This is a genomic window from Mesorhizobium sp. M0938, assembly GCF_040319125.1.
Taxonomy (GTDB): Bacteria; Pseudomonadota; Alphaproteobacteria; order Rhizobiales; family Rhizobiaceae; genus Mesorhizobium; species Mesorhizobium robiniae.
The window spans coordinates 40,127-58,513 of sequence record NZ_JAMYNS010000026.1 but is presented as its reverse complement, the minus strand read 5'-3'; the positions used below and the strand labels follow the sequence as shown (position 1 = coordinate 58,513).

At 57.8% G+C, this 18,387-nt stretch carries 14 protein-coding genes; 10 read left to right on the top strand and 4 right to left on the bottom strand.

What is annotated here, in order from left to right; all coding sequences use genetic code 11:
- The first annotated feature begins 813 nt into the window (after nt 1-813).
- The 4 genes from NKH73_RS29935 to NKH73_RS29920 are packed head-to-tail and all read left to right on the top strand — an operon-like array spanning nt 814 to nt 5,314.
- Nucleotides 814-1,479: a hypothetical protein gene (locus tag NKH73_RS29935; protein ID WP_352938561.1), complete on the top strand. Its 666-nt coding sequence runs from the start codon at nt 814-816 to the stop codon at nt 1,477-1,479.
- 7 nt (nt 1,480-1,486) lie between these two features.
- Nucleotides 1,487-3,733: an OmpA family protein gene (locus NKH73_RS29930; protein ID WP_352938559.1), complete on the top strand. Its 2,247-nt coding sequence runs from the start codon at nt 1,487-1,489 to the stop codon at nt 3,731-3,733.
- Nucleotides 3,734-3,748: 15 nt separating this feature from the next.
- The gene (locus tag NKH73_RS29925; protein WP_352938555.1) at nt 3,749-4,240 is read left to right on the top strand and encodes a Rab family GTPase; all 492 of its coding nucleotides are present in this window, start codon (nt 3,749-3,751) and stop codon (nt 4,238-4,240) included.
- A 3-nt stretch (nt 4,241-4,243) separates the two neighbouring features.
- Nucleotides 4,244-5,314, top strand: a complete 1,071-nt coding sequence (locus NKH73_RS29920; RefSeq protein ID WP_352938552.1) for an adenylate/guanylate cyclase domain-containing protein — start codon at nt 4,244-4,246, stop codon at nt 5,312-5,314.
- A 172-nt stretch (nt 5,315-5,486) separates the two neighbouring features.
- On the opposite strand, the gene NKH73_RS29915 is transcribed toward NKH73_RS29920, so the two are convergent.
- Nucleotides 5,487-6,620 carry a glycosyltransferase family 4 protein gene (locus NKH73_RS29915; RefSeq protein WP_352938548.1) on the bottom strand — a complete coding sequence of 378 codons (1,134 nt, stop codon included), beginning with the start codon at nt 6,618-6,620 and terminating at the stop codon, nt 5,487-5,489.
- A 291-nt stretch (nt 6,621-6,911) separates the two neighbouring features.
- Between NKH73_RS29915 and NKH73_RS29910 the strand changes: the two genes are divergently transcribed.
- From NKH73_RS29910 to NKH73_RS29900, 3 genes are read left to right on the top strand one after another with little or no spacing between them, the layout of a single operon-like run.
- The gene (locus NKH73_RS29910; protein ID WP_352938544.1) at nt 6,912-8,507 is read left to right on the top strand and encodes a DUF4214 domain-containing protein; all 1,596 of its coding nucleotides are present in this window, start codon (nt 6,912-6,914) and stop codon (nt 8,505-8,507) included.
- Nucleotides 8,504-9,952 (top strand): lipopolysaccharide biosynthesis protein, encoded by a 1,449-nt coding sequence (locus NKH73_RS29905; protein ID WP_352938542.1) that lies wholly within the window; start codon nt 8,504-8,506, stop codon nt 9,950-9,952. Before NKH73_RS29910 ends, NKH73_RS29905 begins: the two co-directional genes overlap by 4 nt.
- Entirely contained in the window at nt 9,949-11,310 is a 1,362-nt protein-coding gene (locus NKH73_RS29900) for a glycosyltransferase family 4 protein (protein ID WP_352938539.1), read from the top strand. The genes NKH73_RS29905 and NKH73_RS29900 overlap by 4 nt, the downstream gene beginning before the upstream one ends.
- Here the strand turns inward: NKH73_RS29900 and NKH73_RS29895 are convergent.
- From NKH73_RS29895 to NKH73_RS29885, 3 genes are all read right to left on the bottom strand, one after another.
- Entirely contained in the window at nt 11,223-13,304 is a 2,082-nt protein-coding gene (locus NKH73_RS29895; protein WP_352938536.1) for an oxidoreductase, read from the bottom strand. The two genes, NKH73_RS29900 and NKH73_RS29895, sit on opposite strands and share 88 nt — an antisense overlap.
- 11 nt (nt 13,305-13,315) lie before the next feature.
- Nucleotides 13,316-14,068 carry an FkbM family methyltransferase gene (locus NKH73_RS29890; protein ID WP_352938533.1) on the bottom strand — a complete coding sequence of 251 codons (753 nt, stop codon included), beginning with the start codon at nt 14,066-14,068 and terminating at the stop codon, nt 13,316-13,318.
- A 286-nt stretch (nt 14,069-14,354) separates the two neighbouring features.
- A complete protein-coding gene (locus tag NKH73_RS29885; RefSeq protein WP_352938530.1) occupies nt 14,355-15,179 on the bottom strand; it encodes a PIG-L deacetylase family protein in 825 nt (274 codons plus the stop codon).
- 88 nt (nt 15,180-15,267) lie between these two features.
- On the opposite strand from NKH73_RS29885, the gene rfbF reads away from it, so the two are divergent.
- From rfbF to NKH73_RS29870, 3 genes are read left to right on the top strand one after another with little or no spacing between them, the layout of a single operon-like run.
- On the top strand, nt 15,268-16,107 hold the full coding sequence (gene rfbF / locus NKH73_RS29880; RefSeq protein WP_352938527.1) for a glucose-1-phosphate cytidylyltransferase: 840 nt from the start codon (nt 15,268-15,270) through the stop codon (nt 16,105-16,107).
- Nucleotides 16,043-17,086 carry an NAD-dependent epimerase/dehydratase family protein gene (locus tag NKH73_RS29875; RefSeq protein WP_352938524.1) on the top strand — a complete coding sequence of 348 codons (1,044 nt, stop codon included), beginning with the start codon at nt 16,043-16,045 and terminating at the stop codon, nt 17,084-17,086. Before rfbF ends, NKH73_RS29875 begins: the two co-directional genes overlap by 65 nt.
- A 26-nt stretch (nt 17,087-17,112) precedes the next feature.
- A complete protein-coding gene (locus tag NKH73_RS29870) occupies nt 17,113-18,360 on the top strand; it encodes a class I SAM-dependent methyltransferase (RefSeq protein WP_352938521.1) in 1,248 nt (415 codons plus the stop codon).
- The last annotated feature ends 27 nt before the right edge of the window (nt 18,361-18,387 follow it).

Genomic DNA, 18,387 nt, shown 5'->3' with positions numbered 1-18,387 from the left:
CGCGCCAGCGTTGCCTCCGCGTTGTGCGCAGGAACCACGATTGAAACCAAGGGATTATGCGCCACGCCGTCTTACCCGCGCCTGGTTGGGGGCCTGGCGCAGCATTCGCATCCGTGCCGCCGAGCTTGGGCGCCAGCTGTCCCAGATGCACGTCAAAGCAAGCACGCCGCATACTCATGTCGATCCCCGGAATCGGCACCATGACCACAAGCTGCGGTCCCGGCGCCGTACGAGTGAAATAGCTATGGCAAACTGACGCCCTTTGCAATCGGGGCGCAATAAAGCAAGCCCACGGAAGCTTGGGCGTGTATGACTGCAGTTGTCGGGACGACTGTTCCGCTCCTATCGACCGAAATGCCTCGACACCGATGTGCACTCTCGAACAGCCATTCTCCGTGCGAAAGAACGCCGTCCTTCTACGGTTGGGCCGCATCGGAAGCCGATCGTCGCAGTATACAGCTGGATGCGAGGCAGTATGCGTACCGCCATGTCAGCTAATTTAGATATTTCTAATTAGTCCGTGCTACTTAATTGCGCTCCTGTAGCTATAGACCGATATTGTATTGCTTATTTCGACAGTAGTTTTTGTCCAATCGCCGATTAGATTAGCCGATTATGGCGCTATAATAAGAGATACGAAAGCTACACCATTTGGAACTCGTTTATTTGCTGCTAGTCCACGAGGTGTAAAAGGGACGCGCGAATTGGCTTAAGCCAAGAAGATTCCGGCTTGCGAGCCGGGTATTTTGCTGACATTCTTGTTCGTTTCTGAGTTTCGCACTGTGGCAGTTGTTCAAAAGAAGGGGCATAAGGATGGCCAAGGAATCTTCGAATACCGCTTCTTCAGCAAATAAAGCGGACGTAAATCTGATAGGTAATGCAGACGGAAACGGGCTGGCCTTCATGGCGGCCCAGGCTCGCGAGAGTGGAGGCCCCGGCGACGCTGTAGGTGTCGACAAGATACGTGATCTGCTGTTCGGTAACCAGATGCAGGACTATGACCGCCGTTTTTCCAAGCTTGAAGAACGGTTCTTGCAGCGCTTCAAGGATGTCGAATCCGAGGCCAAGCGCAATCTTGAAATGTACGAGTCAAATGCAAAGAAGCAGGTTGAATCGCTTGCGGGGCAATTGCGGAACGAAAAAGATGCACGAGCCGAGGCCGACAAGGAGATTGACCGGAATCTTCGCGAGCAAAATCAGGCGCTTGAAAAGCAGGTGCGCGCGTTGTCGGATCAATTGAGCGAGCTTGAGCGCGAAGTTGCGGACCGGATAAATCGAAGCGATCAATCGCTGCGTGAGGAAATCAAGCAAAAGAATGAAACCATTCAGATGGTAATGGAGAAAATGTTTTCCGATCTCAGCAACGTCAAGACCGACCGAAATCTTTTGGCCGGCCTGTTTGTCGAGGTTGCAAAATGTCTGAATCAGGATCCCGTCGGCAGCAAGAGCAACTCGGAACGTAGCTGGAAAGTGAGTTGATCGGAACTTGACGTCGACCGTCGACCCAATCAGCCTTCCTCAAGCAGCTTCGAACGATACAGAGATTGATCGCGAGGCTCTGGCTAGTCTTTTGGTCGAAATTGCCCGGAACGTTGATCCGGACTATCGCGCGCGTTTCGACGGAGTTCCAACCGCCGATCCTCGCATGGAAACGCTGCGCCAGTTGCTGGTCGGCCGCGAAATTTCGGAGCTTTCACGAGTTACGCACCTGCTCGACGAACCTGAGCAGCTTGCGTCTGCAGTTGGGGGTGTTCTCCCCAGTGCAGCCGCACGTGCGCCTTATGCGCAACTCGGCGAAGCCCTTGCGCCAGCTGTCGAGAGGGCTGTGCAACGGTCTATCCAGAAGAGCCCGCGCACGCTTACGGATATATTATACCCGGTGTTTCTGCCGGCAATTCGCAAGTCGATCGGGGAAAAGATCGATCAGACCTTTCAGTCGCTGAATGAAACTTTAAGACATATATTTACCTGGCATGGGCTCAAGTGGAGATTTGAGGCCTGGAGAACGGGCGCAAGCTTCTCAGAAGTTGTTCTTAAGCATTCACTTGTCTATCGTGTAGAGCATGTCTTTCTCATTAACCGCAATTCCGGCCTTTTGATAGCGCATGTAACTGCCGACAATGCAACGAGCGAAGACCCTCAACTCATTTCATCGATGCTTAGTGCAATTCAAGATTTTGTAAAAGATTCATTTAACGAGAAAGAGCAGAGCGGCCTGGACACTATCCGTTTTGGGGAGCTTCGTCTCTGGTCGGAAGTTGGACCGTTTGCGACCTTGGTTGCGGTGATCCGGGGGAATCCCCCAGAGGAATTACATGAAATAGTTCGCGATGTGTTGCTTCGCATCCATGATGAATGCTCACAGGCCTTAGAGGAGTTTGACGGCGACAGTTCGCAGTTGGCCGGCGTAGAGACGCTGTTGCAGACCTGCGTTGAACTGAAGCAGGAGGACTCTAACCAGGGATTTCCTTGGCTGGTGGTGGCTGCAGTTCTGCTGGTTTTGATTCCGGCAGGCGGTTGGTTCCTTCTTTCCTGGCAATCCGGGCAGCGCTGGCAGGCCTATGTGTCGCGGCTGAGTACCCAGCCGGGCATCATCGTTGCCGAACAAAAGGTGCGCGATGGCCAATTCTATATTGCCGGCCTGAGAGACCCGCTTGCCGCCGACCCGCAGTCGCTGTTGTCCGGAACGCAGGTCGATCCCGCCCGCGTTCATTCGCAGTGGCAATTCTATCAGAGCCTTGAGCCGGAGTTCGTGCTGAAGCGGCTAACGGCGTCGCTGACCCCACCGAAATCGGTTCGACTTTCGATCGTCAACGATCGCATCGTTGCCGAGGGTGAGGCTCCCGACACCTGGATAGATCGGGCACGCGCAGCGGCCCGACAGCTTTCGGCAGGCGGACCGGCATTCGACATCTCCAAGGTTCGTGACGTGAGCCCCGAAGCACGCGCGGCGGAGCACTGGCAGCATTATGTGTCGCGACTTGAGGCCCAACCGGGGATCATCGTCGCCCAACAAACTGCGAGGGGCGGACATTTCTACATTTCCGGCCTGAGAGATCCGCAGGCCGCCGACCCGCAGGCTCTGCTGTCCGGAACAGGGGTTGATCCGGCTCGCGTTCATTCGCAGTGGCAATTCTATCAGAGCCTTGATCCGAAGTTCGTGGTGAAGCGGCTGATGGCGTCGCTGGTCCCGCCGGATTCAGTACGATTTTCGATCATCAAGGATCGCATCGTTGTCGTGGGTGAGGCTCCTGCCGCCTGGATAGATCGGGCGCGGGTGGCCGCCCAACAACTGGCCGCGGACGGACTCTCTCTAGAAATTTCCGAGCTGCGCGAGGTGACCCCTCAGAAACTCACTCATTTGAGGGAGGCTATTCAAGCGGTCGACATTTTCTTCGATTCTGGCAAGGCTGTACCGGGGCCAGAGCAACTACCAGTTCTCGACAAATTGGCGAATCAGTTGAAGGAATTGGCCAAGGACGCCCGCAAGGCAGGCGTAACAGCACAGTTCATGTTGACTGGCCATTCGGACGCCGTGGGCCGTGAGACGGCCAACGCTTCGATCAGCGCCGCCCGCGCCGAGACAATTCGTGCGCTTCTCAAGAAGCGCGGCGTCGCTCCGGAATCGCTTTTGGTTCGCGGCGCGGGCACCTTTGAGCCGGCGGAGACTGAGAATAGCAGAACCGGGAGCTCCGCCAATCGCAGAGTTTCGGTTACGGTCAACTTCCACTAGGCGGAGCCCAGGATATTGCAAAAGAAGATCTGCATGTTGGGCGGGTTCGCTGTCGGAAAGACGAGTCTGGTTCGCAGATTTGTGCAAAGCATCTTTTCAGAAACCTACTTGACCACGGTGGGAGTGAAAATCGACAAGAAGAGTGTCGCACTCCCGGACAAAACCGTGGATCTGATTTTGTGGGATTTGGCCGGCGAAGACGATATCGGCTCATTCCGCGTCAGCTATGTGCGAGGTGCGAGCGGGCTCGTGCTTGTCGTCGATGGAACCCGCGCTGCTACTCTTGCCGTGGCGCTCACGCTGCGCGAGCGGGCCGAGGCCGAATTCGGCGCTATGCCGTTTGTATTGCTGTTCAACAAATCCGATCTGGCCGATCGGTGGGCAATCTCGGATAGTGAGATTGCCGAATTCAGGCAACTAGGATGGCAAATCTATCTAACAAGTGCGCTTTCAGGTGAACACGTTGATGATGCATTTCGTCAGCTTGCTTCGATGGTCACCAAATAGATCATGCATGGATTGCCAAGAGAAGTCAGAAGCTGGATTTACGATTTCTTCTACAACGAGCACTCTGTCGCATATCTGAAAATTGATGCACAGCTTTGCATCGCTGCGAAGGGCGGTAGTGTAAAACATTACGGACTCTCATCACTTCGCATTGGTAGGCCTGTTGCCGAGCAGCTTGAATTCATGGAGGGTTTGCTGCCTTGCCCGGAGCTGCCATATCATATGGCCATGGTCGAGCTGCCCAGCGGGCGTGTCGCGGACCTTCATCTTTTTGCTGACAATGCCAGCGTATGGCTGCTCTTTCTTGACGCCACTGCCGAACGCGACAATAGGCAGCGGCTTCAACAGAAGGCTTATGAAATGACCCTCCTGCAAGAGAGGGAGCGCCAACTCAACGAAAAATTACAATTGATGAACGAGGCGTTGAGGCAGAGCCAAGAGGGATTGTCGCGTGAATACCAGCGCGCCGAAAACCTACTCCTCAATATTCTTCCGGCGTCGATCGCGGAGCGGTTAAAAGCGGACGAACAAATTGCAGACAACCACGCTGAGGTGAGTGTGCTTTTTGCCGACATCGTCGGCTTTACGGAAAGAGCGCGGAGCGTCGGAGCCGAGACGACGCTCGCTATGTTAAATTACTTCTTCAAGGCGGCGGATCTGCTCTCGGAACGATACGGCTGCGAAAAGATCAAGACAATCGGCGATTGTGTGATGGTGGTCGCTGGCCTGCCCGCCGCGCGATCCGATCATGCAGAAGCCCTTGCGCGCTATGCACTTGAACTGCGGAAGGCGGTTAAGCTCGAACGCTTCGCGGGACAACCGCTAAGACTCAGGATTGGAATTCACTCAGGACCAATCGTAGCGGGCGTCATAGGCAAAAGACGGTTTGCCTATGACCTGTGGGGCGAGACCGTTAATCTCGCCGCACGTATTCAAACGTCAGCGGAGCCCGATGAAATCCGTGTTTCGGATGCAACTCGCAAACTGCTTGGACCAAAGTTTGCCTGCGATCCACTCGCGGAAACGGAATTGCGTGGTACAGGTCGTGTGCGAATGTGGCGGCTCCCGGCCTGACGTCCGTCAGCGGAAGGCCTGGCCGGTGCAAGCCACACGAAGCGAACATCTAGTCGGAGCAGTTGGAAGCTATCGCGCTATTCAAGCCCGGCAGCTACACCACCTGGGCGTGGCCCCGACAAGGCCGCGCCATACTGTCCAAAACGGTTGTTCCGAATGGGGCGGCAAGTTGCTAATTCAGACAGTATTCGGCTTTGCTAAGTGGCGGCGGCACTTTTGGAAATCCATCCACGCTGGCCATCAGTTCCAAATATCGCTGAGCCGACGCGGCCCACTGAAATCGGGCCGCCCTCGCACGACCGCGTGCGATCAATTTGGTTCTGAGGCCTTCCTCGTGGACCAGGCGCATGAAACAATCGAACCATGCGTTCTCATCGCAAGGCGATGCGTACAAAACCGCATTCCCGCCGATTTCGGGCAGACTGGCACGATCCGACATGACCACCGGACATCCTAGCGTCATGGCTTCGAGGGGCGGTAGTCCGAAACCTTCAACCAGAGAGGGGAACGCGAGGCACAAGCAATCGCTCAGAAGCGCGCCGAGTTCAGCGTCTGACCTTCTCCCCAGCCAGATGATGTTAGGCGACTTCTTGTTGTCAGTGCTGCCGAAGACACGGGACGTGGATGCACCCACCACAACAACCTGTAGCCCCGCAGCGGCAAGTCGTTGGTGCATGCCGGTGATCAGACCGACATTTTTGTGCGGGATCGAACTGCCAAGTACGACGATTGTCCTAGGACCGGCAACGGCCAGTGTTTGTTCCGAGTGACCGGGGGTCCATCGCAGCGCATGTTCATGCCCGTTGCTTACAACCTCGACCTTTGCCGGCGGGCACACGCCATAGCGCGCCAGTTCAACCGCAGAGTACTGCGACACGGTCGCAACCTTACGCGCGGTCCTGCCCAAGGCGGGAACTAAGGTGCGGTAAAGGAGCCGAAATGGAAGTGAATAGCTCTGCGGGCATGCTCGTGTATTGAGGTCGTGAATGCAAAGAACCTGCTGGCGTACAGTCAGAGGGCCCGTATTGCAGAGGCTGAGCAGGCCGCCGCGAGAGTAGGCAGGAAGCACGGCTTGTTCCCACGCATGCCCACCGAAGCTGCCGACAGTCCGGACACGGATGGCGGCCAAGGGCAAATTGTCAAGCGCCCCCGGCGGGACCAGCAGCTCGAGGGTCAGATCCCGTGCCAAGGGAGCTTGGCCCACGATCAAGGCATCCAGCGCCGAAACGATCTCGCGTGCGTACCGCTGAACTCCGGTGGTCGGCTGCGCGAGAAAACGGCCGTTGATCGTCCAATGTCGTGTCATCGCGAACCACGTCCGGGCGACAGGTTTTGGTCACCAGCGCTATGTCTCAACTCCGCGACTTTGGATGACCGAGACGGCCGGGTCATCTTGGCCTTTGGGACGTAGCCGGTCGTTCTGCCCGGAACAATTTTCGGGGCAGCTTTCATCCGAATGGCGTGGCAAATCCTGAGTGTCTACGCCGAATGTGTGAGGTTCCGCATGGCGCGGCGGTGGTAGACTGGGTTGAGTGGTGCGGCAGATCTCAATCGTCGTGCCCGGATGAATCTCAGGCAGAGTTCAGCGAATGGAGTGATGCCGCATGATATCTGGCGCAAGACAAGCAAGTTCGCGCTAATGCAGCGGTCGACCAATCCGTCGCAACCAAGTCTCGTTGGACGGGCCGTCGCCACGACCAGACGTCTATGGACAATCCTGGCATGTCTGCTGGGTATGACGGCCTCGTGCGCAGCGGACCTACTCTGGGGGGTAAATGGCCACCCCTTCAACGCTTATCACGGGGTATCGATCGAACAGCAGCTCGACTACGTCCGCGACCTCGGCATGAAGTCATATCGGGTCAACATTTCCAGCGCCGACAGCGCCGCCAAACTTGCCGAGCTGGTCAAGGCGGGCAAGGAGCGCGGGGTCCAGATCCTACCTGTCATCACGCCCGACCTCGACCTCGACAATGGAACCGTCGATGACCTCTATGCGCAGGCCTATCGCCTCGCGTCGACGCTCGTATCCCGCTTCAAGGACGACATCCGCACTTGGGAACTTGGCAATGAGATGGAGAACTATGCGATCTTGATGCCCTGCGAGATGCAGGACAGCGGAATACAATACAACTGCTCCTGGGGCCCTGCCGGCGGCACCGTGACATCCGACTATTTCAGTCCGCGCTGGGCAAAGGCGAGCGCAGTGCTGCGCGGTCTATCGGATGCAACCATCGCAGTGGATCCAACGATAAAAAAGGCCATGGGGACTGCCGGCTGGGGTCACCGTGCAGCATTCACCCGCATGCTGCAGGACGGTATCAGATGGGATATTTCGGTCTGGCATCTTTACGAAGGTGACCCGGAGGAAGCATTCAAATTCCTGGCGACATTCGGCCAACCCATCTGGCTGACAGAGTTCAATCACAGTGGCGGCAGCCAGCGAGGGGAAAAGCAGCAGGCCGAAGGTCTGGTCGAGACCATGACACTCCTGCGCAGATATCAATCTCTATACGGACTGCAGGCTGCCCATATCTACGAACTGCTCGACGAGCCATACTGGGCGCCAAGCTATGAGGCCTTCATGGGCCTTGTCCGCCTGAAGAAGCGCGACCACGGGCTATGGGCACCGAGCGGGCAAAAGCTGGCATATGATGCCGTGAAGAAAATCATTGCAGATGGCAATGCAGTTACCAGTTCGTCGACGGTCTCGACGAAGACCCCGCCGCCGCCGGACCAGACGTCGGTGCCCGCCGTTGTGGGCACCGGTACATTTCACCCCTGTTCGCTTGATGCGTTCGACAAGTCTGCCTTCAACCACGCCAACCAGGTTGCATATGCCTATTGTCTGATCTTGCATCGCATGCCCTCCCCGACCGAGCAGTGGCGCGAGGTCGTCGCGATGAAGAAGGATCCATCTATATTTCCGACACTGACGAAGCTGTTGCATTCGGTTGAATTCAGGACTGAAAATCGGCCAGTTGGGCTTGGAAATGCGCAATACGTAGCCCTTCTCTATCGGCTGCTGCTTGGACGGGAGCCGGACAACAATGGGCTTTCCGTTTATGTGTCGAAACTGAACAGCGGCAAGGTGAGTGGCGAACAGATCGTGGCGGAGTTGATCCACTCGTATGAATTTCGCTCCAGACACACGGTTCTGTTTCCCAACGAGTCTCAGCAGGCGGTTCAATGAACGTTTTCGGCCGACAGGTCGTTAGTGGCGCTGTTTGGGCCGCCGTCGAGACCTGGGGCCGACAGATCGCCATGTTCGGCGTATTTGTGGTGCTGGCTCGCCACCTTGGCCCAGAGGCATTCGGGCTCGCTGCGCTCGCCATGGTGGTGCCCAATATTCTGGCCGCTCCGGTAACGAGGGGTCTACCCGACGCGATTATCCAGCGCGAGGAAATCGATCCCATTCACCTGGATTCGGCTTTCTGCCTCCTTGCGGCGACAGGCGCTGCGATCACTGCACTTATCTGGATATCCGCCGGCGCCATCGCGGCCGCGTTCGACCAACCGCACTTGGAAGCACTCATAAAATGGACCAGCGCCATCGTTGTGATCCAGGCATTCGGTGTCGTACCGGCGGCGATCCTCAAGCGGCAGCTGAATTTTCGGCTGTTCGCCGTGCGCACGCTTACAGGCTCGGTAGTCGGCGGCGCGTTGGGCGTAGGCATGGCTATCGCGGGTTTTGGCGTGTGGAGCCTCGTTTGGATGCAACTCACGAAGGCCGTAGTTGAAACCGCCATTATTCTTTTCGGAAGTTCCTGGCGGCCAAATTTCAGATTCTCCTACGTCCGCATTCGGGAGCTGTTCGGATTTGCCGGCCCTCTTGTCCTGCAAACGCTCTGGAATTTCGCGAACGACGAGCTCCCCAAGATTGTGCTCGGCGCGTTCCTCGGCCCTCATGCCGTGGGTATATATGCGCTTGCGCGTCGACCTCTCGATCTGCTGGTGGAATCGTTGCTCTGGCCGCTCATGGCCATCACCTTGCCAACCGTGTCTCGCATCCAGGCTCAGCCGGAAAAGATAAACAGCTTTTTCAACGCAACCGTGCGCGTGGCGGGTATAATAGGTTTTCCGGCCTTTTTTGGTTTTGCCGCGGTCGCGCCGATCGCTGTTCCCTTCATCTTCGGCCAGCAGTGGTCGGTTGGCGTAGCGGCTGTACAGATACTCATGGTTTTGGGCGTCCAACGCACCGTTGACAGCCTCTGCTCGTTCACGATCCTGGCGCTCGGCCGCTCGGGCCTGCTCCTGAAACTGAACATGGTCTATACGGTGCTGGCTCTCGCCTTGATCACGGGGGGCGTGCAGATCAGCTTCGAATGGGCCATTGCCGCCCTCGTGGCTAGCAACGTTCTGCTTCTGCCGGTCTTCCTCATCCAGGTTCAGAGACTTGCCCACATCGACGTTTTGAGGCCGCTGGTGATTTTCCCACGGCTTGCCGTCGCTTCGATCTTGATGTTTGCAGTCGTCAGCGCATGGCTGCGCGGTGCCCCGGCGAATGCCGCGCCTGGAATCGTACTGGCCGGCGGTATCTTGATTGGCGCGGGCGTTTATGCAGCAGCTTCCTTCGTGCTGGTGCGCCCTGACCTGCTCAACGCACGCAATTTTGTATTAAGGCTGAGGGCTCGATGAAGGTCGTAATCCTGAGCCAGCCTTTTGACACGGTCACGCCCCCGATCCAGAACTCGATCGGCATTTGGACGTATGAAGTCGCGAGGCGGCTGGGTGCAGATTGCGACACGACCATAATCGCTCGGCGCCTGCGCGGGATGCCGGCCCAGATGGAAATCGACGGTGTATGTTTTGAGTTGCTCAAATGCGCGCCGGCACGCGTATGGAGCCTGGCGTCCCGCCTCTGGAGCCGCGTCCGGCCGCGCTCGCCTTTGGTTGCACAAAGTGTCTATGCATTTGACTTTCTCGCCCAGGCCATTCGGACGATACGCCGTCTCTCGCCCGACGTGATCCACATCCAGAATTTTCCGCAATACGTACCCGCCATTCGAAGGGCGGCGCCGCAAGCAGCAATCGTGTTGCACATGCACTGTGACTGGCTCGCAGAACTTGACCGCCATGCAATGAAACGAGCGCTCGCCGCCACCGATCTCGCCTTCGGGTGCTCAGAACATGTCGTGACCGCGGCGCGCACGCGCTTTGCTGAAATGGGCCCAATTTTCGCAGTCCTGCCGAATGGAGCGCCTGCGAACCAGGACGTCGCCGTAGCGCGAATACCGGGAAAGGTATTGTTCGTTGGCCGTGTGTCGCCCGAAAAAGGCATCCACACACTGATCGAGGCCTGGCAGACCGTTGTTGCGGCCTGTCCCGATGCCCGCCTCGAGATCGTCGGCCCATCGGCAACGCTTCCTCGTGAATTCCTGATTGACCTGAGCGCGGATCCCGAAGTCCGCGATCTCGCTCGCTTCTACCACGGCGGCAGCGCGTATCTCGGTTCCTACGATACCGCGCTGCGTGCGATGATACCGCCGGCGATCGCTCGCACCGTGGGCTTCGTTGGCACACTGCCCTACGAAAAATTGGCCGAGCGATATGCCGAAGCATCGCTTCTGGTAAATCCCTCTCTCAGCGAGTCCTTCGGAATGAGCCTGATCGAGGCGCTGTCGAATGGTACCCCTGTCGTAGCCACTCGCGTCGGCGGCATGACGGAGATTGTGGAAGCGACTGGCGGTGGCGTCGTGGTTGAGAAGAATGACCCGGATGCGCTTGCAGCCCAAATCATCGACCTTCTCAAAGATCCAGCGCGAGCGGCGAAACTGGGGAACCGGGGAGCCGCGCGCGTCGCCGATCTTTATGCTTGGGAAAGGATAGCCCAGTCGACCCGGACCCTATACGACAAGGCCATCGCCACCCACCGTTCACAGCTTGGAAAGCGAAACCGCGCTTTCGTTCAGCGCCGGGCCTTGAACGACGTGAACACCGAGCCCGTGTCATCGCCCCACTCCCAGTTGACGGCGAGTCCGACCCGCAAAATTTGAAGGGCAGCGTCATCGGGATAGATGTCGGTGAGGCTTCGCTGCATCACCAGTTCGTCGTCGATCGAGATTGCAAACCGATTTCCGTCGAATGCGACGCGCATGCGAAAGCGTTTTCCCCAAACGACCTTGTCCGCCACATTAGTCCAGACTGCGTCATAAAGTTCCTCAAAGCCAAGTCGCTTGATGAACACCGAAATTGAAGCACCTTGGTAGACATCATCGAGCCAAGTCGTGACACAAACGTAGTTGTCGCTGTCTTGCCAGAAGAGCAGTCCCGCCCGGCTGCGCTGATCTTGGCCTCGGCGCTCCCCAGGGGGCTCGATTGTAACCTCGAGGTCGCTGAACCCCGGTAGATCCCACGGCAGCGAATAGAATGTGCGACCCGGGTTCGGTCTGTCTACACTGGCGCGCACACGGGCGCTGCCCAGTCCGTCGACGTCGATGACCCCGGTTCCCAGTGTTCTTGCCCATTGTCCGCCGCCCAGTTCCGTCGTGCGGCGATCCAGTTCGCCGGCAGCACCAGCAAAATCGTCGGCGTACGACAGGCTTGCTCCGCGGTGGTTCCACGGCGCCTCCAGGGGCGCCATTACTGGTATGGGAATTTCGCGAGGATGAGCCTCAAAGCTATGCCAGCGCGGCTCGCTGTCGGAGCTTTTCCATATACCCACTCCGGTCGCACTCTCGATTGGACCGGCCTCAGCAGACAGGTCGAAAAGGCGAGCCCCATCCAGGAAGCAGCTCACCTGACCGTTCCAGTCAAGGATCTGGACCGAATGGGTAGAACGCTCGCGCAACGCCTGCCCCGCATTCGTCGCGATCGTGATCTCGCTCCCCGATTGCTTGTTGACCAAAGTGCATCCAAGCGTCGAAAGTTTCAGCAGCCAGAAATTGTCCTTGTCCCGAAACCGCCAGACAAGACCACACACATCAGAGGCTGCGGAAATTTCAAGCAGCCCGTGGATCAATCCTGAAGGGTAGCCAGGATCGACGATGGACAGATTGTCGCCAGCGTCTTGCAAGAAACGCCACCGCCCCCCGATTGCAGCGACCTGCCCCGGCAAGCCTTCCACGTGTGCATCGGCAGCATGGGCGGTGCTAAACTCGCTAGAAAATTCAGGTATCCGCCCGACATGAACCGCTTGGACGCGTGTGTCGACCCGAAACCCTATCTGGCCAAGTGCCGACTGATGCACACCTGCAAACAGCTTTTCGTCCTTGTTGAAAGGATCGATCGCGATAGGACGCATCATCGGAAATGCGGCAACCCCGTGGGCTTCTTGGTCAGCGGCCACATAATAGACGGCGCCCTGCTCCCGCAGCGCTACGACATAATAGAGATGAAGGTTCTTCAGACGTCGGAACGCACTCAGGCATTGCTTTCCTACGCGAGCCCACAGCTCGCCGTTTTCGCCTTCGGCGGCATGCACGACAAAGCCGCAGCCCTCTTCCACGGGATTAACCGGCGCCTCACTGGGGAACCACCCGACAGCCAGGTTCTCGTTGATGTTCGGACCCCGATAGGTCCAAGGCGTGCTGAGCACCCACCACCAAAGGCGGCGAAGGGTGAGCCTCTTTCGTGGCGCCCGTATCAACGACATCAGACGGCCGGGCCACGGGTCGATGCCGGGTCCCCGCAGCCAACGGTAGACCCGCCTGGCGATGTCGTCGGGCAGCGGCGATCCCTGCGACGTGTTGTGGCCGTTGGTGATCGAGACCAACAGCACCAGACCAGCCTCTCGTTGAAAGGGACCGTAGGAGATCCCTTGCCGGCGCCAGCCGGGCCTGACGAGTGGCTGGAAACGAAGTGCACCGTGATCGATCGCGATCTGGCGTTCGATGTCGCGTCCGAGCCTCACTCCTCCCGCTGTCGCCAAGGTCCCAATCACCGTCCCGCGGGTGCGATCGTCCTGAAAACTGTCTGCGAGAAGAACCTCCGGCCGGACAACGCCGGGCTCGGCCTTTTCAGCAATCCCTGCCCAGTCAAGACGCAGCAACGAAGACCTCCTCACGTCGGCATGGGCTGCGCGACAATGTGCTCGACCTGCCAGCCGTTTTTGGCATAAGCGGCAGGCAAGGAAGACACGGCATAGCCGGTTGTGGCCAAGAACCCGATGATTTCGCGTGCCTTGTGATCGAGCCCGCTTTTCGTTGCCGCATCCACCTCGCAAATGACCTTGGGGCGATATGCGGTCAGCGCCGCTGTCATGCCGCGAAGTACGTCGATTTCTGCACCCTCGACGTCGATCTTGACGAGGGTTGGCGGCCTGAGGCCGTATCTGGCGATCGAATCGTCGAGTGTTGTCGTCCTGACGCTGAGGCGCCCATTCACATCCGGCGGCGTGGAGACATTGGCGAGCGTTGCGCCACCGAGGTGGCGCGCCAGCAACAATTCGGCATCGCCGGTCACCGCCCCAACCGCTTCGGCGAAAACCTGAATGGTGCTCAGGCTGTTGACGTCTCGGCTTCGCCTGATGGCTGCGGCATTTCGGGGAACGGGCTCGTATGCGTAGACTTGGCCATGCGGGCCGACGCGACGCGCTGCGATCAGTGAGAAGAAACCGATGTTGGCGCCAACGTCATAGAACACATTGCCCGGCTCCAGAAGCGATGCAATTGCTTCCTGTATCGGAAACTCATAAGTACCTCGCGCAAAATCGGGGTCCGCGCCGCGCGAAAAGATCCTCAGGCCGGCAGCTTCACCCGCTGCAACGACAGGCATGCCGTAGAAGACATTGCGGAGCTTCGTCGCCAGTCTCATACAGTGTCCTCATTGGCCTATCTCACATCCAGGGCCAAGCTCAGTGCGGCGCATCGAGTTGCACCGTCCGAAGATGGCAGAATGAATGGCCACCTTCGAGTCATACATCGGGTGGTCTGCTCATACTTTTGCCGGTCTGGCGGTACCTCCGATGTGTGTTTGCCTAATGCATGTCGCCCAAAAGTGCGCAGCGGTCTTGGGGTAAGAACAAAGACTTAAAGCGCGTTGCATGAATCCTTCAAGCACGAAGCGCTTTAAGTGGCGCATGAAGAGGCGAAGACGGCGCTCACGCGTAAACCTCGTATCGCGTGAACATCTCGTGGTCGCTCAGCAGCCGATTCAGCAAATCGCCCCCGCCTACATCCGCCAGGATAGGCCAATCGTCGAGGCCCGCCGGCCGCTCCATCTGGGACCGGTGCGCTGCCAGCGCGTGACGTTTCACATCGATCATGTCGCCGATATAGGCATGGGAGTTGAACATCCTAATGCCGCGCAAGCCGGCAAGAGTCCGGGCCGTTTGCCGGAATGCGGTGCGATTGAATCCATGCACATCGTCGTGCAGGCGGACCCAGGGCCACTGATACCAATACCAGACGGGATACTCGAACACCGTCACGCGCCGGCCATACAGCTTAAGCGCGCCTCGCACGCCAAGATTGGTGGCAACATGGTCGGCAGGCGGCTCCTTTGCATGCGTGACGTACACGCTCTGTGGTTGCCAAGCGAACAGCAACTGAGCGATTGCGTCTGCGATCTTGCCGACATGATGCTTTGCCATGCCGTCGGGAACACGCAGAAATCTCACCCGATCGGCCGACCCGCCCAACCGGCAAACCGCCTCGATCGCTTCGTTTTCGCGCGCGATCCGCAGTGCCTCCATATCAAGCCGATCTGAATGAGATGCCGAACCGTCGGTAACGAAAATAAACCGGACGTCGGCGCCGGCGCTGAACTTCTTGCTGGCGACCCCTCCACATCCCAATGTCTCATCATCGGGATGGGGTGCAATGACGACCGCCGACGCCTGCCAGTCTGCTACGTCGAATGGATGAGACCCCTTATGCATCGCTCTATCGAGCATAGCGCCAATTGTATGCCTGACGTCACGCATCGACGGTTTCCGATCATCCGTTCTTCGGTGTGGTCCAACCTGACCTCCGCATGGTAGCAAAACAGTAAGCAGTTGGGGTGAGAAAACAATGAAGGTAGGAATTCTTGCTGGCGGATTGGGAACGCGGCTGGCGGAAGAAACCGAAATCCGACCGAAACCAATGGTCGAGATCGGAGCGAAGCCGATCCTTTGGCATATCATGATGCATTACTATGCCTACGGCCATCGCGAGTTCGCCGTCGCGTTGGGATACAAGGGCGAATACATCAAACGTTGGTTCAGCGACTATGTCGCATTCGATGGCAGCTTGACGGTCAATGCGGCATCGGGAAGCGTCAAGCGCCATTCGAACTCGCTGCCTAATTGGTCCGTTGATCTTGTTGAGACGGGACTGAACACGCTGACGGGCGGCCGCATAAAACGCCTGATCGACTGGATGGGCGACGAGACATTCATGCTCACTTGGGGTGATGGCGTTTCGGACGTCAACCTTGATGACCTGATCGCCTTTCACAAGTCGCATGGCAAGCTCGCAACGATGACGGCGGTACGTCCGCCAGCACGCTATGGGCACATCGAATTCGATGGCCATCGCGTTGTCGACTTCACAGAAAAGCCACAGGCTTCAGAGGGTTGGATCAATGGCGCCTTCTTCGTGCTCGAGCCGGGCATAAAGGACTATATCGACGGCGACGACGTCATGTTCGAACACGCGCCAATGCAGCGGCTCGCGGCCGACGGCCAACTGATGGCATATCGCCACGAATCCTTCTGGCAATGCATGGATACCATCCGGGAAAAGCATCTCCTTCAGAAATTGTGGGACAGCGGGCAGGCCCCCTGGAAAACATGGGAATTGAACGATGAAAGTTCTGGTTACAGGCCACCTCGGTTACATCGGTTCCGTCCTGACTCCGATGCTGCTTGACCGCGGCCATCACGTCACGGGCCTAGACAGCGACATCTTCCGGTCATGCACTTTCGTAGGGAAGCTGGCCGAAGTGCCGACGATCGAGAAAGACATCCGTGACATCGAAATCGACGATGTCGCCGGCTTCGACGCGATCATCCATCTCGCCGGACTTTCAAACGATCCGTTGGGAGACTACCGACCCCTCCTTACCGAAGAGATCAACTGCGGCGCTTCGGTGAGGCTTGCGCGACTCGCCAAGGCCGCCGGAGTCCAGCGGTTCCTATACGCCTCGTCTTGCAGCAATTACGGCGCAGCAGGCGACAGCTTTCTGACTGAAGATGCTCCCTTCAACCCGGTTACGCCCTACGGCGCCTCAAAGGCGAATGTGGAGCGCGCAGTCGCGCCGATGGCGGATCAATCGTTCAGCCCGACGTTCCTGCGCGCTTCCACTGCCTACGGCCTGTCGCCTCGCATCCGCTTCGACCTCGTGGTCAACAACCTGACCGCCTGGGCTTATACAACCGGCCTGGTTTACCTCAAAAGCGACGGCTCGCCATGGCGTCCGATCGTCCACGTGGAAGACATTTCGCAGGCCTATATCGCCGTACTCGAAGCCGAGCGAGAGCTGGTCCACAACGAGGCATTCAATGTCGGCCTGACCACGGAAAACTATCAGATTCGGGAGATCGCGGCGCTGGTGCAAGAGGTCGTTCCCGACAGCCGCGTGAAGTTCGCGCCCGACGCCGGTCCAGACAAGCGGTGCTATCGCGTCGACTGCACCTATATTGGTCGCCGCCTGCACGGGTTTAAGCCGCAATGGACAGCGCGGCGCGGTATCGAACAGCTCTACTACACATTTCGCGCAGCAGGCCTTGCACTTGGGGATTTCGAGGGCGAGCGATTCAAGCGGATCGCCCATGTGCAGAAGCTGATCCAAAATGGCGAATTGGATGCCGATTTGCGCCGGACGCCGCAATTGGCGATGGCCGTTTGAGCAAAACACAACCGGGAGCCATGGCCATGATGATTGCTGGAGCAGCATCCGTAACCGAGCAGGTCTGCCGCTCCTGCGGCGGGAGTCACATCGATACTTTCCTGAAGCTCGGCACGACGCCCCTTGCCGATCGGCTTCCATCGAGCATCGACGATGGCGAAGAAGAGCCTGTCTTTCCGCTCAGTGTCGCCTTCTGTGGCGATTGCAGCTTGGTGCAGATCACAGAAACGGTGAACCCCAGGATCCTGTTTGCCGATGCCTATCCCTACTACTCCTCGTTTTCGCAGGCACTGCTGCGGCATTCTCGAGACAATGTGCTCGATTTGATTGAGCGTCGCGGCTTACACTCGGGCAGTTTCGTAACCGAGTTGGCAAGCAACGACGGCTATCTCCTGAAAAATTATGTCGAGGCGGGCATTCCAGTTCTTGGCATCGACCCCGCCGATGGGCCTGCTGCCGTCGCCAGCGAGTTCGGCGTGCCAACGCACGTAGCGTTCTTCACGCGCGAACTGGCTGAGTCTCTTCGCAGACAGGGCGTGCGAGCCGACGTAATTCACGCAAACAATGTGCTCGCGCATGTGGCCGACACGAACGGTTTTGTTGCAGGCATTGCGCTATTGCTCAAGGACGACGGCGTTGCGGTGCTGGAGGCGCCCTATGTCGAACCAATGATCGAGCACTGCGAGTTCGACACGATCTACCACGAACACTTGTGCTATTTTTCAGTGACGGCATTGGACAAGCTGTTTCGCAGGCATGGCCTTTATATCAACGAAGTAAAGCAGCTCTCGATTCATGGCGGTTCAATTCGCCTTTACGTCGAACTGCAAGAGCGTGTCGGAGCAAGCGTCAGGGACCTGCTTGCTCATGAAAGGGCGCAAGGCATCGACGCCATCGATTACTACATTGATTTTTCCGCGACGGTCGACAAGTTGAAAATTGACCTCTCCGCATTGTTGCACCGACTGAAGGCTACCGGCGCCTCAATTGCTGCCTATGGGGCGGCGGCAAAAGGCGCCACCTTGATCAACACGGTCGGCATCGGACGCGATCTCATCGACTTCGTCGTCGATCGCAACGTTCACAAGCAGGGCAAGCACATGCCCGGTCAGAAAATTCCTATCCGCTCTACGGAAGCTCTGTTGGAGGCGCAACCTGACTACGTTCTAGTGCTTGCCTGGAACTTCCTTGATGAAATCATGGAACAACAGGCTGAATATCGAGCTAGGGGCGGAAAATTCATCGTTCCCGTGCCGACCCCGCGGATCGTGTGACCGTGCAAGTCCGAAGCGCTGCCTGCG